We start from the raw sequence: 16,541 nt of genomic DNA, 5'->3' as shown, positions 1-16,541 counted from the left end.
GTCTGGACCGAGGCGAGGAGCCGCGGCTTCACCCTCGCCGACATCGCCCGCTGGATGTCCGAGGCACCCGCTCACCACGCCGGACTCGCGCGCAAGGGGCAGATCGCGGTCGGCCACGACGCCGACTTCTGCGTACTCGCCCCCGACGACACCTACGTCGTCGATGCCGCGAGGCTCCATCACAAGAACGCCGTCACGCCCTACCACGGCCGCACCCTCGAGGGCGTCGTCCGCGAGACCTGGCTGCGTGGCGAGAGGATCGACATCGAGGCCGCCCCACAAGGCCGGCTGCTCAGCAGAGCCACCACAGAAGGAGCCCGACCATGAGCGCAGCACACAACCCTCCTGGCCGCTACTACGCCCCGACCGGCGGCCACCCGTCGCAGCGTGAGCTGACCACCGACCGGGCCGTCTTCACCGAGGCGTACGCCGTGCTCCCCCGTGGCACCATGCGCGACATCGTCACCAGCAAGCTCCCCTTCTGGGAGGGCACCCGGCTGTGGGTGATCGCCCGGCCGCTCTCGGGCTTCGCCGAGACCTTCTCGCAGTACATCGTCGAGGTCTCGCCCGGCGGCGGCAGCGACAGGCCCGAGCTCGACCCGGGTGCCGAAGGCGTCCTGTTCGTGGTCGAGGGCGCGCTGACGCTCTCGGTCGCGGGCGAGACGTACGACCTCGCGCCCGGCGGCTACGCCTTCCTCCCTCCCGGCTCCGCCTGGACGCTGCACAACACCAGCGACCAGGTCGCCCGCTTCCACTGGATCCGCAAGGCCTACCAGCGGGTCGACGGCATCGACGTACCGGACGCATTCGTCACCAACGAGGTCGACGTGCCCGGCGGCGAGATGCCGGGCACCGACGGCGCCTGGAAGACGCAGCGCTTCGTCGACCCCGATGACGTACGCCACGACATGCACGTCAACATCGTCAGCTTCGAGCCGGGCGGAGTCATCCCGTTCCCGGAGACGCACGTGATGGAGCACGGGCTCTACGTCCTCGAGGGCAAGGCCGTCTACCTGCTCAACAAGGACTGGGTCGAGGTGCAGGAGGGAGACTTCATGTGGCTGCGGGCCTTCTGTCCGCAGGCCTGCTACGCCGGTGGGCCGGGGCGGTTCCGCTACCTGCTCTACAAGGACGTCAACCGGCACGCCCAGCTGAGCCGGCAGTTCACCTGATGCCCGTCGCGGTCGTCACCGAGATCGTGGGTGAGCCGCACGGATCCGCGGAGGAGGGCCAGCGCGGGTACAGCGCCCGCGATCTCGAGGGCAACCTGTGGAGCTTCGGTACCGATCGCCCTGGAAGCTGAAGAACCGCATGCCGACCGCGATATCCCGAAGTCTCCCAACCCGGACCCGGTAACGGCCCCGCCCGCCCTACGCCACCTCGTTCCTTCTCCGCCTACCCAAGTCCACCGAGACGGAGGGCGGCTTCGATCTCGCTGAGCTTCGCGGCGGACAGGGTGCCTGCCCGCTCGATCAGGTCGTCCCGGGACACGGTGGTCAGCCACGTACAAGGGGTAGAGCCCGGGCGCGGGAACGCGAACCGAACCACGCCTTCAAAGGGCAGTCCGTCCATGGCGCCTACTGCCACTTCGACGCCCAGACCGGTGAGGTCGACACCCGCCGGAGCGACGATCTGCACCGCCTGGATCCCGGACGTGTCGTCTCCCGACAGCAGCACGACCGGTCGCCGCTCGTCGAACTCCACCCACCAGACTTCGCCACGTTTCACATGTCCTCCTGACCCAGGATGGCAGGCGGATGCCCACGTGACCACGTCGGGTGTGGAGGTGGCAGAGGTGGCCGAGGTGGCACCGGGCGGGTCGCTGGCGATCGCTTCCAATCCGATTGGCCGTGGCGACCGAATACCGGGCTGACGGTACTGCCTGTCGTGACCACCCATGTCGACCTCGAGGAGCCAGATGACCCGTTCTGACCAGGAACGCCGCCGGATCGCGGTGGTCGGCAGCGGCGTGGCCGGCCTGACCGCGGCCTACGTCGCCTCAGGCCACAGCGCGGTCACCCTCTACGAGGCTGACGACCGGCTCGGCGGCCATGCCGACACCCACCTCGTGACGGGTGCCGACGGCGAGTCGATGGCGATCGACACCGGGTTCATCGTGCACAACCGGCGTACGTATCCGACCCTGCTCCGGCTCTTCGCCGAGCTCGACGTGCCGACCCAGCCCTCGGAGATGTCGATGTCGGTACGCTCCGAGGCCGCGGGCGTGGAGTACGCGGGCGCGCGCGGCCTGCGCGGCGCGCTGCCCGACCGGCGGGCGCTGCGGCCGGCGCACCTGAGGATGCTCACCGAGATCCCACGGTTCCAGCGGTCCGCCCGGGCGCTTGTCGCCGCCGCCGAGCCCGACGATCGCACCCTCGAGGAGTTCCTGGACGCGCACGGGTTCACCCCGCACTTCCGCCGCCACTTCATGGCTCCGCTGGTCGCCGCGGTCTGGTCCTGCGACCCGGCCACGGCACTGGACTATCCGGCTCGCTACCTCTTCGAGTTCCTCAGCCACCACGGGATGCTGCAGGCCTTCGGCTCACCGCGTTGGCGCACGGTCACCGGCGGATCCGCGACGTACGTCGAGAGGGTCGCCGACACGATCCGCGACCGCGGCGGCCGGATCCTGACCTCGACCAAGGTGGTCAACGTCGTCGAGACCGGGGACGGGGTCGAGATCACCGACGGCAACGGGCACACCGAGATCTTCGACGCCGTCGTGCTGGCCACCCATCCCGGCCAGTCGCTGGCGATGCTCGGTGAGCCCACGGCTGTCCAGCGGGAGATCCTGAGCGCGTTCCCGTACTCCGCCAACACGGCGCAGCTGCACACCGACACCAGCCTGCTGCCGGGCAGCGAGCACGCCCGGTCCTCGTGGAACTACCTGGAGCGCCCCGGGCACGGTCAGGTCACGGTCACCTACGACCTGACCCGGCTGATGCGACTGCCGGCACCCCGAGGCGTACGCCACCTGGTCACGCTCGGCGGGACCGACCTGATCGATCCGGCGTTGGTCATCGACACCATGGAGTACGAGCACCCGCTCTACACCCCGGACTCGGTGGCGGCCCAGCGGCGTGCCGACGAGCTCGACTCCGACGCGCTGGTCTTCGCCGGCGCGTGGCGCGGCTGGGGGTTCCACGAGGACGGCGCCCGCTCCGGCGCCCGCGCCGCCGAGCGGCTCGGGCTGCCGTGGTCGACTCCCGCGGAGCGGCCCGAGGACGCGGCGACCGGCATCTACCGGACCACGATCAGCCACACTCGGCGGGCCCCGTTGAGGAACCGGTTCGTACACCGGTCGCACTGGTGGGTGGTCGATCTGGACCGGCTGCCCGATCACGGGATCCTCGGTCGCTTCGAGGCTCGGGACCACCTGGGCGAGCCCGGCCGATCCATCCGGGAGAATCTCGCTGCGTTCCTGCGGCTCCACGACATCGACCTGGCCGACGCACGGGTGCTGATGGCGGCCCAGCCGCGAGCCCTCGGATTCTGCTTCAACCCCATCAGCGTCTACTGGTGCATCACCTCGTCCGGCGCACCGCTGGCCACCGTCGTCGAGGTGCACAACACCTACGGCGACCGGCACGCCTATCTCGTGCACCCCGACGAGCAGCAGCGGGCACAGGTGGAGAAGGCGATGTACGTCTCGCCGTTCCACGGGGTCGATGGCAGCTACGACCTGACCGTGCCCCGCCCCGACGGGAACCTGGCGGTCACCGTTCGGCTGAACACCGCGGAGGGCGCGGTCTTCGGCGCCTCCGTACGCGGCGTCCGAGTCGCCCAGCGCCCGACGTACGCAGCGTTGCTCCGCGCAGCACCGGCCGCTCTGATCGGCGCCGTCTGGATCCGCGTCCACGGGATCGCCCTGTGGATGCGCCGACTGCCGGTCCAGCGCCGGTCCCCCCATCACCAGGAAGGAGTCCGATGAACACCGTCGAGACACTCACTGCCCCAGCAATCGAGGGCGACCGGTGGCCGATGCTGGAGGCGACGCCCACCGGATCGGCCAGCCGGGTCACCGCTGCCGCTGCCGCGTACCTTTTTCGCACTGCCACCCGACGGCTCGGGATCAGCGTCAGCGAAGACGGGCAGCCGGCGGACATCGTGCTGCACCGGCCCGAGGAGCTCTACGCCAGGCTCGGCAGGCACGGGCTGATCGGCCTCGGCGAGGCGTACATGACCGGTGCCTGGGACGCCCCGGAGCTCGGGGACACCCTGACCGTGCTGTGCCGGGACCTCGAGGGTCTTCTCCCCGGCTGGGCGCAGCGGCTGCGTGGCGTCTACGAGCGGCGTCGCGGTGAGGCCGATGTGAACACCCCCGAGAACGCGCGAGAGCACATCGGGCACCACTACGACCTGTCCAACGAGTTCTTCGCCCTCTTCCTGGACCCGACGATGACCTACTCCGCGGGACTCTTCTCCCCGCTGCCTTCGGCGGAGGACCTGGCGGTCGCGCAGCATCGCAAGATCGACCGGATTCTCGACGAGGCCGGAGTCGGCGAGGGCACCCGGGTGCTGGAGATCGGAACCGGCTGGGGAGAGCTCGCGCTGCGAGCAGCTGCCCGGGGCGCTCGGGTCACCTCGGTGACCCTCTCCGTCGAACAGGCGGCGTTGGCCCGCCGCCGGATCGCCGAGGCCGGTTTCGACGACCGGGTGGAGGTGGACCTGTGCGACTACCGGGCCGTGGACGGCACCTACGACGCCGTGGTCTCGGTGGAGATGATCGAGGCGGTGGGAGAGCGGTTCTGGCCGGTCTACTTCGCGAAGATCGACGAGGTCCTGGCGCCGGGCGGAACCGCGGTGATCCAGGCAATCACCATGCCGCACGACCGGATGGTCGCCACCCGGAACACCGAGACCTGGATCACCAAGTACATCTTCCCCGGCGGGATACTCCCCTCGACCGAGGCGATCACGGAGGTCACCGAGGAGCACACCCGCCTCCGCGTACGCAGCCGGCTCTCGTTCGGCCACCATTACGCCGAGACCCTGCGACGCTGGGACACCGCACTGCGTGACCGCGCCGAGGAGGTCCGGGCGCTCGGGTTCGACGAGATGTTCCTGCGGATGTGGCACTTCTACCTGGAGTACACCCGGGCCGGGTTCGCCGCCGACTACATCGACGTCCAACAGCTCACGTTCACCCGGGACGAGGTCGGATGATCCTCGACCTGCTCCTGGTCAGCGGCGTCGCCGCCGGGGCGGTCGCGGTGCTGATGATCATCACCACGATCGCCGCGCGACGGGCTGGACGGTTCTCCGTGGTCGACACGACCTGGGGGCTCGCGTTCGTCGCGGTGGCGGCCGGCAGCGCCGTGCTCTCCGTCGGGCTCGGCACCTCCGGCCCGCTGCCCTGGGTGGTGCTGGCGCTGGTCGGGATCTGGGGCCTGCGGCTCGCCCTGCACATGCATCGCCGCAACCACGGGGCCGGTGAGGACCCGCGTTACGCGGAGATGCTCGGCGACACCCCGTTCGGGGCCGCCGCGATCAGGGTCTTCGGGATCCAGGGGCTCGCCGCCTGGCTGGTCTCGTGGCCGGTCCAGGCGATCGCGGTCACGGGCTCCGACCCGCTGTGGTGGCTGGTCGCCGTCGGTGGGTTGGTGTGGGCCGTCGGTGTCGGGTTCGAGGCCATCGGAGACGCCCAGCTGGCGGCGTACAAGCGCTTCACGGACCGGCCGCCGGTGCTGGACACCGGCCTGTGGCGCTACACCCGGCACCCGAACTACTTCGGCGACGCGTGCGTGTGGTGGGGCATCTGGCTCATCGGGGCCGCCACCGCTTGGTGGGTGGCGCCGTTGACGGTCGTCGCGCCGGTGGCGATGACCTACTTCCTGCTTCATGCGACCGGCGCCCGGCTGCTGGAGAAGACCATGATGCAGCGGCCCGGTTACCCGGAGTACGCCGCTCGGACGTCGATGTTCCTGCCGTTGCCGCCGCGACGAGGCGCAGACGCGTCGGCACCGCCACGTGGCTCACTCGGATGAGCGTCCCGGTATCGGGAGAAGCGTGGTGGACTCCTCCGTTGAACGTGTTCGAGGTGGAGAGGTGAACCGATGACGAGCGACAGGCGAGTGCTCTGGTTCCGTCGAGACCTCAGGCTTCTCGACCATCCGGCCCTGCTCGCCGCCGCCGAGGACGGGGCGGAGGTGGTCCCGCTCTTCATCCTCGACGAGCGGCTGCTGGCGCCCGCCGGTCCGAGCCGCATCGGCTGGTTCCTGGCGTCCGTGCGCTCCCTGGCCGACGAGCTTGCGGAGTACGGCGCCACCCTGGTCATCCGTCACGGCGATCCAGAGGTGCTGCTGCCCGCGATCGTCGCCGAGACCGGTGCGCAGCAGGTCCACATCAGCTCCGACCACGGACCGTACGGCAGGGCCCGCGACTCCCGGGTCAGGACCGCGCTCGGCGAGGTGCCGCTGGTCGAGACCGGGTCGCCGTACGCGGTGACCCCCGGCCGGGTGCTGACCGGCGCCGGCACCGGCTACCAGGTGTTCACGCCGTTCTACCGCGCCTGGCGCGAGCACGGTTGGCGTGCACCGGCAGACAGCGCCCCCGACCGGGTGGCCTGGGCATCCGCCCCGACCGAGGCCATCCCGGAGTCGGACCTTCCCCCGGGCGTACGCCTCGAGCCCGGTGAGTCCGCCGCCCGGCGGCACTGGGCGGACGCGTTGGAGCGGATCGGGGAGTACGCCGCGGTGCGCGACCGCCCCGACCTCGACGCCACCTCCCGGATCTCTCCCTACCTCAAGGTCGGTGCGCTGCACCCGCGGACGCTGTTGGCCGACCTGGCGGACCGGGACGAGTCGGAGGCGTTCCGCCGCGAGCTGGCGTTCCGGGAGTTCTACGCCGACGTTCTCCACCATCGCCCGGAGACGGCGCGTGACTACGCCCGACCCGAGCTTCGCGGGCTGCCGTACGTCACCGGGGCTGCGCTGCGGGAGCACCTCGACGCCTGGCGCGCCGGCCGCACCGGCTACCCGCTGGTCGACGCCGGCATGAAGCAGCTGCTGGCGGAGGGCTGGATGCACAACCGGGTGCGGATGCTGGTCGCGTCCTTCCTGGTCAAGGACCTCGGCGTGGAGTGGACCCACGGCGCCCGGCACTTCCTGCGACACCTGATCGACGGCGACCTGGCCAGCAACCAGCACGGCTGGCAGTGGGCCGCCGGCAGCGGGACCGACGCGGCGCCGTACTTCCGGATCTTCAACCCGACCACCCAGGCCCGACGCTTCGACCCGGACGGGACCTACATCCGCCGCTGGATCCCGGAGCTCCGGTCGCTCACAGGACGAGCGATCCACGAGCCGTGGACGGCCTTCGGCGGACTGCCCGACGGATATCCGCCGCCGATCGTCGACCACGCCGAGCAGCGGGTCGCGGCCCTGGAGGCGTACAACGCGCTTCGCGGCGGTCGGTGACTCAGGCTGTGGAGCAACCCAAGCCATGTTTCAACTCATGAGCCGCGAGGTGTACCCAGCGTCGAGAAGCCGCTGGTAGGCGTCATGGACCGGTTCCGGGACTTCCTGAGCGATGGCGAAGCCATGTTCGGGGTATTCGATGACTCGCTGGAGATCTCCGACGATCATGGCGAGGACCAGACGGCCATCGCCGATCGAGTCGATGTACGCCTCGAGTTCCAGCGGTTCGGAGGTACAGATCGGGTTTCGGTCAAGCCGCTTGTTCGATTCGCTCGAAGATGTCCGCGTCCGTCTCGCGCTGCCACTCGGGCATGTCGTCCCAGTCGGCGACGTAGGCAGGCTTCGGGTCCGGGAAGTGCTTGAAGATCTGCCCGATCCAGCAGAGCGCGACGAAACGGCCCTTCTGCTCACGAGTGAGCTTGGTCGTCGCTCCGCCTGACGTGTCGACGAAACCGCGGACCTGCTCGTAGACCGCCGCCGCGCTAGCGCGCTCCCAGTCTGGCGTGTCCTCCCATGGGGCTACGTAGCCCGGCTTGGGGTCACCGGGGTAGTGCTTCTGGACTCCGGCAATCCATGCCTCACGAAAGACGCGTCCGTGCTCCACCGACAACTTCTTCTCCTTCACTCGTTGCAGCGCGTTGTGCTGCACTGTGGGCGATGTTGGCGCAGAGGCCGAGATGGTGCAGTGGGGCGAGGACTTCTTTGAGCTCCGGTCCGGTGATGTGGCTGTTCACCCGGCGGTCGTGGAGAAGGGTCTCCTCGAGGCTGGTTCCATTGGCGGCGGCCTGTGCGGCGAGGTCGAGCACGATGTCGTGGGCCGATTGGCGTCCGATGTCTTGGGCTAGTCGTAGCATGACGGCTTCTGCGGAGATGAGGCCGGCGGTGAGGTCGAGGTTGGTCCGCATGCGGGCTCGGTCGACCGTCAGCCCGGTGAGGATCGCGTGGAGTCGGACGAGTAGGTCGCCGGTCGCGACCAGGGCCTCGACGGTGGTCTCGTCCATGAGTTGGGCTGAGGACCCGTCGGCTTCGAACGAGTGGATCCGTGCCTCGAGCGTGATGGGGACCAGCGCCCGGATCCGAGCGGAGATCTCGATGATGTTGTAGGTGAGCTTCGGGTTCTGCTTCTGGGGCATGGTGGAGCTGCCCACCGAGGTGGCGCTGCGCGGTTCGGAGACCTCAGCGGTTTCGGTCTGCATCATCGTCATGACGTCGCGGGCGATCTTGGCGGCGGTGGCCGAGAGCATCGCGATGGCCCACATGTGGTCTGAGAACCCGCCGAGGATCGCGCGGGAGGGGAGGGCAGCCGGGCGAAGCCCGAGCTGCGCGGCGGCGAGCCGTTCGATCTCGGGACCGATGTCTCCGAGGGAGGCATAGGACCCGACTGCGCCTCCGATCATTGCCGTGGCGAGGTCGTCGGCGGCCTGTTGGAGTCGCCGGCGGTCGTCGATGAGCTCCTCGATCCAGGTCGCGACCTTGAATCCGAAGGTGATGGGTACGGCGTGCTGTCCATGGGTCCGGCCGGCCATCGCGGTCTCTGCCTCGCGCTCGGCAAGGTGGCCGGCAGCGCTCAGGCAGCTATCGAGCAGGCTGCTGATTCGTCGGTGCGCTGCCTTGACGAGGAGGTTGTTCCCGGTCTGGGTGATGTTCTGTGTGGTGGCGCCCCAGTGGACGTACTCACCGGCTTCGGTGCCGGCGAGCCGGGCGAGCTCGGCGATGAGTGGGGTCAGTGGGTGGCTCGTACGAGCGATGCCCGTGTTGACCGCTTCCTGGTCGATCAGGTCCACCTGGGCTGCTCGTGTGATGGCGTCGGCTGCTGATCGAGGGATCAGGCCGACCTCTGCCTGGGCCTGGGCCAGAGCAGACTCGACGTCAAGCCATGCTTGCCACTGCGCCTGCGTTGTCAGGAGGTCTCGGATGCCGGCGTCCTCGACCGAGTGGTCCGTGAACCGAGTGGCACGACCTGCGGCGTCGGCGATGGTGCGCCTGATTCGTGGTCGGGCTCGGTCAGGGGATGCTGGTGTCTGCGGCGTCGTGGTCATCCTTTCTCCGCCCCCGCGGTGAGGCCGCCTTGGAGAAGGCGCTGGGTGGTGAAGAAGACGATGATGATCGGCAGGGTCAGGACCACGGATCCTGCCATCAGTGCTGTGGGCGGGATCTCGAGGTTGTCCGTGAGCTGGGCGAGGCCGAGCGAGACCGTCCACCGCCCACGGTCCTCGACCAGGAACAGCAGTGCAAAGAGGAACTCGTTCCAGGCGATCATGAACACGAACAGGGCCGTGGACATCATCGAAGGCAGCGAGAGCGGGATGATGATGCGGCACAGGATCCCGATTCGGCCCAGCCCGTCGAGCGCTGCGGCCTCCTCGATGCTCTCAGGGATCGTGTCGAAGTAATTGCGCAGCATGAACAGCGCGACCGCGATGGTCTGGGAGACGTAGACGAGGACGAGCACGGCGAGCTCGCCGCGGACACCGAGTCGGGTGAAGAGCACGAACAGTGGCACTGCGAGCAGGATGGTCGGGAACAGGTAGACCGTGAGGAACAGCGCGCTGAGACGACGGCGGCCGAAGAACTCCAACCGCGAGACGGCGTACGCGCCCGGGACCGCCAGGATGAGGGTGACCACGACCGTGGAGAGCGCGATGATGGCGCTGTTGAGCATGAGCCCAAGGAACCCCTGCCCTCCGGATGCGGTCGAGCTCAGAACCTCGCGATAGGCGCTCAACGTCCACTCACTCCACGTCGGCCACACCCGCCACGGCTCACGCATGATCGATGACAGGTCGCGCATCGAGGCCGTGAAGATGTAGGCGAAGGGGAAGAGCGTCACCACGATCAGCGTCGCAATCACGACGGGGCGTAGCAGGCGAAGTGCGATGCCCTCGATCTGGTGGCGTGACCACCTGATGGTGCGGGTGGTGCGGCGGGATGTCATCTTGGTCGCAGTGTTGGTTGCCATCTTGGTTCCGGTCATGGGGTGGCCTCCGTCTTATGCAGCAGGCGGCCATAGGCGAGTACGCAGATCGTCAGGATGGCTGCGAGCACGAGGGCCTGGGCCGAGGCGGCGCCGATGTCGCCGCGGCCGATCAGGAGGTTGAACACGCGCACGCTGACGACCTCGGTGCCGGCCAGCCCGTGGGTGAGCAGGTAGACGTCGTCGAAGTTGTTGAACGTCCAGATGAACCGCAGCACGGTGAGTACGGCGATGGTGGACATGAGCTGGGGGAGCACGATGTGGCGGAAGGTCTGCAGAGGGGAGGCGCCGTCGACCCGCGCGGCTTCCTCGACATCTCCGGGGAGTGCCTCGAGTCGGGCAGTGATGAAGAGGAACGCGAAGGGAAAGGTCCGCCATGCCTCGAACAGGATCACCGTGCCGAGGGCGAGCGGGATGTCCACGTGTGCCCCGAAGAGGTTGATCTCCTGGCTTCGCTGGGACAGGAACGGGATCGGCTCGTCCCAGCCGAGCCAGCGCGTCCCCCACTCGTTGAGGACGCCGTACTCGGGGTTGAGCATGCTGCGCCAAGCGAAGGTGACCGCGACGATCGGCGCGACGAACGGGAGCAGGATGGAGGCCCGCACCAACGTCCGCCCCCGGAACGGACGGCGCAGCGCGAGCGCGGCCACGAGGCCCACCGTGAGCGCACCGCCGGTTCCGAGGACGGAGTAGGCGACGGTGGTGGCGAGGCTGCTCCACATGTCGCTGGAGGTCAGCACGTCAGCAAAGTTCTCGAGCGTGTAGGACCCGAAGAACCCGGTGTAACGGATCCTGATCAGCTCGATGTCCTGGAAGGCCAGCATGACGGTCCACAGGATGGGTGCGACCACCAACGCGAGCACGATCACGACACTGGGCCCGACCAGCCTCAGCCCTGCGCGGTTCTCTTCTCGCTGACGTAGGCTCCGGGTCGCTGTCGGCTGCTGCACGGTCATTTGAGGGATTCCTGGATCTGAGTGACGTCCTCGGCGCTCTTGTCGGCCGCTTCTCGGGGCGTCAGGCTTCCCGCGAACATCTCGGTCATCGCGGCCACGATCGGCTGCTCGCCTAGCATCGCACCCACCAGCGGAGCCTGCCCCTGGTCGATTCCCCACTCCTGGATGGTCTCCGGCGAGGCTGCGATCTGATCGATGACCTCGGCCGGGTAGTAGTCGGCCAGCGGAGCACGCGGTTCCACGCCCGACTCCATGCCTTCCCAGGCGGAGACGTACGCTTCGGAGTCTTCGCTGGTGCCCCGGCGAGCCGGGACCTTGCCCTCCGGGGCCATCGCGATCCAGTCCTCGTAGCCGTCGCTCATCATGAACTCGACGAAGCCGGCGGCGTCGGAGTGTGCCTCGACCGGGATCGTCCAATTGGTCTGTTTGCCGAACTGGGCCGGCTCTCCGGACGGTCCTGCGATGCCGGTGACGACGCCGCTGTTCTCGGCGAGGAACGCTGGATTGTCAGCACACTCGTCACAGGACGGCTTGAGCTCGGGGTTGAGTCCGGCAAGCTCGTCGAGGATGAACGAGGAGTAGACGGCCATCGCCGAGCCGCCCGCGAGATAGGTGGCGCGAGTCGCATCGGGGTCCTGCTCGCCGGCAGAGGAGTACTTGGTGATGAGCTCGTTGTAGGTGTCGAACGCCTCCACGCACTGAGCCGAGTCGATGACCACCTTGTCCGAGTCATCGACGAGGTCGCAGCCGTTGCCCAGGGCGAGGTGCTCGAGGACCTCGTGGTTGGTGGTGAAGCCCGAGAAGCCCACCTGGCCCGGCTTGTCGAGCTTCTTCGCCGCGGCAAGAATCGATTCGTAGTCGTCGGGAGCGGCCAGTCCGGCCTTCTCGAAGAGGTCCTTGCGGTAGACGAGAACGTTCACCCACGAGTCGCTCGGAACGGCGGCGAGCTGCCCGTCGATGGTGGCGCGCTCGATGGCGCCCGCTGAGAAGGTGTCCTCGCCTAGGGAGTCGACGACCTCTGCCGGCGCATCCTCGTCCAAGAGCCCGTTGGCCGCCAGCGCGCCGACCCCGGTCAGGTCCAGTCCGCCGATCACGTCAGGCAGCTCGCCGGCTGAGGCAGAAGAGGTCAGAAGCTGGTCGTACTGAGATTCGTCGATGGCCACGACCTCGACCTGGGGGCCACCGTCAGCGGTGTAGTCGGCGGCGAGGTCCTCGAGGACCGCCACGCGTTCCGGCTGGCTCTCCAGCGTCCACACGGTCAGTTTGCCGTCGTCACCGCTGTCGCCGCCACAGGCGCTCAACGCGCTCGCTGCCAGCACGATCGTCGCGCTTAGTTGGACTGTCCTCTTCATCTCCGGCTCCTCGTTGAGTCTGCTAGATCGATCTACCACTTGCCAGAATGCTAGATCGATCTACCATTGGGGTCAACGGTTTCGCCGGCAAAAATGTGATGGAGGCCACGAGGTGCCCAATCGAGTAACGCTGTCCGACGTCGCGTCGCATGCGGGAGTCTCCCGAGCGACGGCGTCGCTCGTACTCCGCGGAACCGGACGTGTCTCGGAAGCAACACGGGAACGTGTTCACGCCGCCATGGAGGAGCTCGGCTACGTCTACAACCGCGGGGCGGCAGCCCTTCGCCAGCAACGGGGCGACACCGTCGGCGTGGTCGTGACGAACCCCGAGAACCCGTTCTTCGGTGAGCTGTTGACCTCACTCGCCGCGGGCCTCGGCGAGCAGGGCTACACCTGCTTGCTCGCCTACACCGGCGACGATGTGAAAGCGCAGATGCGAGCCGTCAGCGAACTGCGCGAGCGGCAGGTTGCGGGGCTGGCGATCGTTCCCGCGACAGGCACTCCGGCGGACTTCGTCGACACTCTGAACTCCTGGCACATGCCGCACGTCTTCATGACCCGTTACGTCGCCGATGCCGCCACCCACTACGCCGGCGCCGACGACGTCCGTGGCGGCCGCCTCGCCGCCGAACACCTGCTGTCCCACGGAGCACAGAAGATCCTCTATGCCGGCGGCCGTGAACCCGTGCATTCGCGGCACGATCGCCTCGACGGCGCACGCAAGGCGATCGACGGTGCAGGACTCGACCCCGACGTCGTACTCTCCGACGTCACCTCGGAAACGAGTGGTCCAGGTGGCTTCGCCGCCGTCAACGAGTTCCTCGAGAGCGGCGGCACTCTGCCGGACGCGATCATGTGCCACAGCGACAACGTGGCGTTCGGCGCCTACCGAGCTTTGAGGGTCCACGATCTGCACCTAGAAGTCCGGGTGACCGGTTACGACGACATCGCGATCGCCGCACTATGGGAGCCACCCCTGACGACCGTCTCCACACACAGCCACGACCTGGGGCAACGTGCGGCCATCATCCTCAAGGACCAGTTCGAGGGCTACCTCGGCGAGCCGAGGATCGATCTCAGCGAGCCACACCTCATGGTCCGCGAGTCCTGCGGGTGTCGTGTGTGAGCCTCGGCCCACTGCACGCAAGCCAATCTGCAGTAGCGGGGGCTGCGCGGATGGATGGCATTTAATCGGCTAGGACGGTTGTCACCAACTGGAATCCCGCGAGTACTTCCCACCGTGTCGTAACCGACGGATTTACAGTCCGCTCCCATCGAGGAGACGGGCGAGACCCTGACCGGCGGGGGAACCGGTCAGGGCCTCGGTCTTGGGGCCGAAACGACAGGTCAGCCGCCGTGCTGCTCGAGGATCCGGGCGATCTCGGTGAACCCGAGGTCGCGGGCGTGCTCGAGCGGGGTGACGGCGTCGCGGTCGGCGATGCTCGGGTCGGCGCCGTTCTCGAGCAGGCTGCGGACGACCTGCTGCCAGCGCTCGGTGCCCTCGCCGAGGATCACGGCCTCGAGGAGCGCGGTCCAGCCCAGGTCGTTGACGTGGTCGATGTCGATCGCGGTCTTGGCGACCCGCTCCACATAGTCCGCGTGGCCGCGCTCGCTGGCCGGGATGATCGAGAGCCCGCCGTAGCGGTTGCGCACGGTGAGGTCCGGGTCGGCGCCCAGCAGCAAGTCGGCCATCGGGACGCTCCCGGTCACGCCGGTGACCAGCCAGGGGGTGTCGTGCTGGCCGTCGAGGGCGTCCGGATCGGCACCCAGGTTCACGAGCAGACGGGCTGCCGCGAGGTGGTCTCCGGTGACTGCGAGCAGGAGCGGCGTACGCCGGTTGCTGTCTCTGGCCTCGAGGTCGGCTCCGTCACGGAGTGCTGCCGCGGCCGAGTCCGCCTCGCCAGAGGCGGCGGCACGCAGGAGCTGCTCGTCGGCGTCAGCCACGTCCGCGGAAGCCGTACGCAGCGCCGAGATGATCGCGTCGAACCCCCGCTCCTCGGCATGTGTCAGGGCGGTCTTCCCGTCCCGGCCCGCCTTCACAGAGATGTCCGCGCCGGCGGCGACGAGCACCCGGATGGTGTCGGCGGCGTCGGGACCGTCATCGCCCAGGACGACCGCCTCGTGCAGGGCGGTCCAGCCCAGGTTGTTGACGTGGTCGAGGTCGATGCCGGCCTGCACCAGCCGTCCGACGACGTCGGCGTGGCCACGCTCGGCGGCGCGGATCAGCGCGGTGCCGTCATAGGAGTCCTTGGCATTGACCTCCGCGCCGTTGCGGAGGGTCAGGTCGAGCAGGTCGACATAGCCCTCGCTCGCGGCGATCAGGTAGGCGCTCTGCTGGGTGTCGTCGGCGTAGTTGACGTCTGCGCCGGCCTCGATCAGCTCGCGGGAACGCGCCACATCGTTGTCCCAGGCGGCCTTGATCAGCTGCTCGTTCATTCGCTGTTGCTCCTCGGAATCAGGGGCTTCCCGCGCCGGCTCGACGCCGGCGGAAGAGGCGGACGGGGTGGACGGAGCCGGCTTCGCGGCCTCCTTCGGCGCCGCGCCGCAGCCTGCCAGAAGCACGGCGAGCAGCGCGGACGCCGAGACCGCGGCTGACACTGACCGCCGCAGCGGAGAGCTGGTCATCGCGGCATCCTGGCGGTGACGATCTCGTACGGCCCCTGAGCGGTCTCCTCGTCGAAGTGGCTGTCGACGAGCAGCATCCGCCCGCCCAGCAGCTTGCCGGTGGTGAAGACGCGGTCGGGGTCGGTCGCACGCGAGGAGACGTACTCCGCCGAGGTGGCGGACGGGTTCAGCTCGAGGTGCGCGATCTGCTTGTCGAAGTTGCGGATCACCGCGAGATCGCGGCCCTGCATGACCAGGCCGTCCGCGTTGCGGAGGTCGGCGCCGTCGGTGTCGATCTCGCTGACCTCGCCGGTCGCGACGGAGAAGCGCCACAGCTGTCCGGTGGTGCCCTGGGCGACCACGAACGCGGAGCGGTCCCGGCTGAGCACGATCCCGCCGAGGTTGAAGCCCTCCTGCGGGGTGATCAGCGAGCTGCCGTCGGCCCACTCGGTGGCCTCCCAGCCGTCCGCGCTCTCGGTGACCCGGATGATCGTGGGGTCGTTGGAGTTGGTGAAGTACGCAGCCCCGTCCGGCCCGATCGCGACGTCGTTGAGGAACGCGTTGTCGTCCGGGACGCGGAGAGCGGCCAGCAGGTCGCCCTCGGGGCTGTAGACCCACAGGTCGGGGCGGTCGTTGCCGGTGCCGTTCGGGCCACCCGCGACGTACACCCGGCCCTCGTGGTCGACGGTGATCCCGCGAGCGGTGTAGCGCCCGTCGGTGCCGTCGCCGGCCAGCCACTCCTCGGCCTGGGCGCTGTCGGCGGAACCCCGCTGGATCTCGCCGCCGGTGACCTCGCTGACGTAGAACCTCCCGGACTTCTGGTCGACGCCGATGCCCTCGAACTTCGAGCCGCCCTGGGCGGACGGGTCGCCTTCGAGCAGGTAGCGGTCGGGTCGGCGGTCGTGGTCCTGGCCGGCCTGCGCCGGGGCGCCCAGGCCGAGGACGGTGACGGACAGGGTCGCCGCGGCGGCAAGGCCGGCGACGGCGGCGATTCGGGACGTACGCATGGTGTTTCCTTCGGTTGTCGAGCTGATGCGTCAACGATCGCCGTCGGGGAGGGGTCGTGACATCGGGTGACCGGCGAGGTCTGGATAGCCGTACGGCGACACCCCGGATAGCCGATCGGATGATGCCGGGTCCCGGAGACCGGCCGTAGCCTGTAGCGACCATGTCGACCGATGCCGCGCCACCCTCAGAGTCGCCCTCAGAGCCAGCTTCAGGGCTCGCTTCCGGGCCG

Annotated in this window: 15 protein-coding genes; 7 read left to right on the top strand and 8 right to left on the bottom strand. The window is 68.7% G+C overall.

Annotated elements, in window-relative coordinates; all coding sequences use genetic code 11:
- Together ACRDPS_RS24010 and ACRDPS_RS24005 are read left to right on the top strand one after the other, a co-directional pair.
- On the top strand, positions 1-327 hold a 327-nt coding region (locus tag ACRDPS_RS24010), incomplete at its 5' end, for an amidohydrolase family protein (RefSeq protein WP_431504189.1).
- On the top strand, positions 324-1,172 hold the full coding sequence (locus tag ACRDPS_RS24005; protein ID WP_431504188.1) for a bifunctional allantoicase/(S)-ureidoglycine aminohydrolase: 849 nt from the start codon (positions 324-326) through the stop codon (positions 1,170-1,172). The genes ACRDPS_RS24010 and ACRDPS_RS24005, both read left to right, overlap by 4 nt.
- 223 nt (positions 1,173-1,395) lie before the next feature.
- Here ACRDPS_RS24005 and ACRDPS_RS24000 read toward each other — a convergent pair whose 3' ends face one another.
- Positions 1,396-1,728, bottom strand: a complete 333-nt coding sequence (locus ACRDPS_RS24000) for a type II toxin-antitoxin system PemK/MazF family toxin (RefSeq protein WP_431504187.1) — start codon at positions 1,726-1,728, stop codon at positions 1,396-1,398.
- Between the two features lie 190 nt (positions 1,729-1,918).
- Between ACRDPS_RS24000 and ACRDPS_RS23995 the strand changes: the two genes are divergently transcribed.
- The 4 genes from ACRDPS_RS23995 (at position 1,919) to ACRDPS_RS23980 (ending at position 7,418) form a co-directional block, all read left to right on the top strand.
- The gene (locus ACRDPS_RS23995) at positions 1,919-3,931 is read left to right on the top strand and encodes an FAD-dependent oxidoreductase (protein ID WP_431504186.1); all 2,013 of its coding nucleotides are present in this window, start codon (positions 1,919-1,921) and stop codon (positions 3,929-3,931) included.
- Entirely contained in the window at positions 3,928-5,166 is a 1,239-nt protein-coding gene (locus tag ACRDPS_RS23990; RefSeq protein WP_431504185.1) for a class I SAM-dependent methyltransferase, read from the top strand. Before ACRDPS_RS23995 ends, ACRDPS_RS23990 begins: the two co-directional genes overlap by 4 nt.
- On the top strand, positions 5,163-5,987 hold the full coding sequence (locus ACRDPS_RS23985; RefSeq protein WP_431504184.1) for a DUF1295 domain-containing protein: 825 nt from the start codon (positions 5,163-5,165) through the stop codon (positions 5,985-5,987). Before ACRDPS_RS23990 ends, ACRDPS_RS23985 begins: the two co-directional genes overlap by 4 nt.
- 69 nt (positions 5,988-6,056) lie before the next feature.
- Positions 6,057-7,418: a cryptochrome/photolyase family protein gene (locus tag ACRDPS_RS23980; RefSeq protein ID WP_431504183.1), complete on the top strand. Its 1,362-nt coding sequence runs from the start codon at positions 6,057-6,059 to the stop codon at positions 7,416-7,418.
- A 250-nt stretch (positions 7,419-7,668) separates the two neighbouring features.
- On the opposite strand, the gene ACRDPS_RS23975 is transcribed toward ACRDPS_RS23980, so the two are convergent.
- From ACRDPS_RS23975 to ACRDPS_RS23955, 5 genes are read right to left on the bottom strand one after another with little or no spacing between them, the layout of a single operon-like run.
- The gene (locus tag ACRDPS_RS23975; RefSeq protein ID WP_431504182.1) at positions 7,669-8,022 is read right to left on the bottom strand and encodes a hypothetical protein; all 354 of its coding nucleotides are present in this window, start codon (positions 8,020-8,022) and stop codon (positions 7,669-7,671) included.
- Positions 7,997-9,457: a class-II fumarase/aspartase family protein gene (locus ACRDPS_RS23970; protein WP_431504181.1), complete on the bottom strand. Its 1,461-nt coding sequence runs from the start codon at positions 9,455-9,457 to the stop codon at positions 7,997-7,999. Before ACRDPS_RS23970 ends, ACRDPS_RS23975 begins: the two co-directional genes overlap by 26 nt.
- Complete coding sequence (locus ACRDPS_RS23965; protein WP_431504180.1) at positions 9,454-10,392, bottom strand: carbohydrate ABC transporter permease; 939 nt, start codon at positions 10,390-10,392, stop codon at positions 9,454-9,456. Before ACRDPS_RS23965 ends, ACRDPS_RS23970 begins: the two co-directional genes overlap by 4 nt.
- Complete coding sequence (locus tag ACRDPS_RS23960) at positions 10,389-11,348, bottom strand: carbohydrate ABC transporter permease (protein ID WP_431504179.1); 960 nt, start codon at positions 11,346-11,348, stop codon at positions 10,389-10,391. Before ACRDPS_RS23960 ends, ACRDPS_RS23965 begins: the two co-directional genes overlap by 4 nt.
- Positions 11,345-12,700, bottom strand: coding sequence for an ABC transporter substrate-binding protein (locus ACRDPS_RS23955; protein WP_431504178.1), 1,356 nt, complete (start codon positions 12,698-12,700; stop codon positions 11,345-11,347). The genes ACRDPS_RS23960 and ACRDPS_RS23955 overlap by 4 nt, the downstream gene beginning before the upstream one ends.
- Positions 12,701-12,812: 112 nt before the next feature.
- On the opposite strand from ACRDPS_RS23955, the gene ACRDPS_RS23950 reads away from it, so the two are divergent.
- Positions 12,813-13,826, top strand: a complete 1,014-nt coding sequence (locus ACRDPS_RS23950; RefSeq protein WP_431504177.1) for a LacI family DNA-binding transcriptional regulator — start codon at positions 12,813-12,815, stop codon at positions 13,824-13,826.
- Positions 13,827-14,047: 221 nt separating this feature from the next.
- Here ACRDPS_RS23950 and ACRDPS_RS23945 read toward each other — a convergent pair whose 3' ends face one another.
- Both ACRDPS_RS23945 and ACRDPS_RS23940 read right to left on the bottom strand, forming a co-directional pair.
- A complete protein-coding gene (locus ACRDPS_RS23945; RefSeq protein WP_431504176.1) occupies positions 14,048-15,325 on the bottom strand; it encodes an ankyrin repeat domain-containing protein in 1,278 nt (425 codons plus the stop codon).
- Entirely contained in the window at positions 15,322-16,311 is a 990-nt protein-coding gene (locus ACRDPS_RS23940) for an SMP-30/gluconolactonase/LRE family protein (RefSeq protein ID WP_431504175.1), read from the bottom strand. The genes ACRDPS_RS23945 and ACRDPS_RS23940 overlap by 4 nt, the downstream gene beginning before the upstream one ends.
- Between the last annotated feature and the right edge of the window lie 230 nt (positions 16,312-16,541).

The organism is Nocardioides sp., assembly GCF_050699375.1.
Classification (GTDB): domain Bacteria; phylum Actinomycetota; class Actinomycetes; order Propionibacteriales; family Nocardioidaceae; genus Nocardioides.
The sequence above is the reverse complement of the archived record's forward strand: the minus strand, read 5'-3'. Positions and strand labels throughout refer to the sequence as shown.

What these genes read in the sequence shown, in the direction of transcription:
- ACRDPS_RS24005 (WP_431504188.1), top strand. Translation starts at nt 324, where the DNA reads ATGAGCGCAGCACACAACCCTCCTGGCCGCTACTACGCCCCGACCGGC.
- ACRDPS_RS23995 (WP_431504186.1), top strand. Translation starts at nt 1,919, where the DNA reads ATGACCCGTTCTGACCAGGAACGCCGCCGGATCGCGGTGGTCGGCAGC.
- ACRDPS_RS23990 (WP_431504185.1), top strand. Translation starts at nt 3,928, where the DNA reads ATGAACACCGTCGAGACACTCACTGCCCCAGCAATCGAGGGCGACCGG.
- ACRDPS_RS23985 (WP_431504184.1), top strand. Translation starts at nt 5,163, where the DNA reads ATGATCCTCGACCTGCTCCTGGTCAGCGGCGTCGCCGCCGGGGCGGTC.
- ACRDPS_RS23980 (WP_431504183.1), top strand. Translation starts at nt 6,057, where the DNA reads ATGACGAGCGACAGGCGAGTGCTCTGGTTCCGTCGAGACCTCAGGCTT.
- ACRDPS_RS23970 (WP_431504181.1), bottom strand. Translation starts at nt 9,457, where the DNA reads ATGACCACGACGCCGCAGACACCAGCATCCCCTGACCGAGCCCGACCA.
- ACRDPS_RS23965 (WP_431504180.1), bottom strand. Translation starts at nt 10,392, where the DNA reads ATGACCGGAACCAAGATGGCAACCAACACTGCGACCAAGATGACATCC.
- ACRDPS_RS23960 (WP_431504179.1), bottom strand. Translation starts at nt 11,348, where the DNA reads ATGACCGTGCAGCAGCCGACAGCGACCCGGAGCCTACGTCAGCGAGAA.
- ACRDPS_RS23955 (WP_431504178.1), bottom strand. Translation starts at nt 12,700, where the DNA reads ATGAAGAGGACAGTCCAACTAAGCGCGACGATCGTGCTGGCAGCGAGC.
- ACRDPS_RS23945 (WP_431504176.1), bottom strand. Translation starts at nt 15,325, where the DNA reads ATGACCAGCTCTCCGCTGCGGCGGTCAGTGTCAGCCGCGGTCTCGGCG.
- ACRDPS_RS23940 (WP_431504175.1), bottom strand. Translation starts at nt 16,311, where the DNA reads ATGCGTACGTCCCGAATCGCCGCCGTCGCCGGCCTTGCCGCCGCGGCG.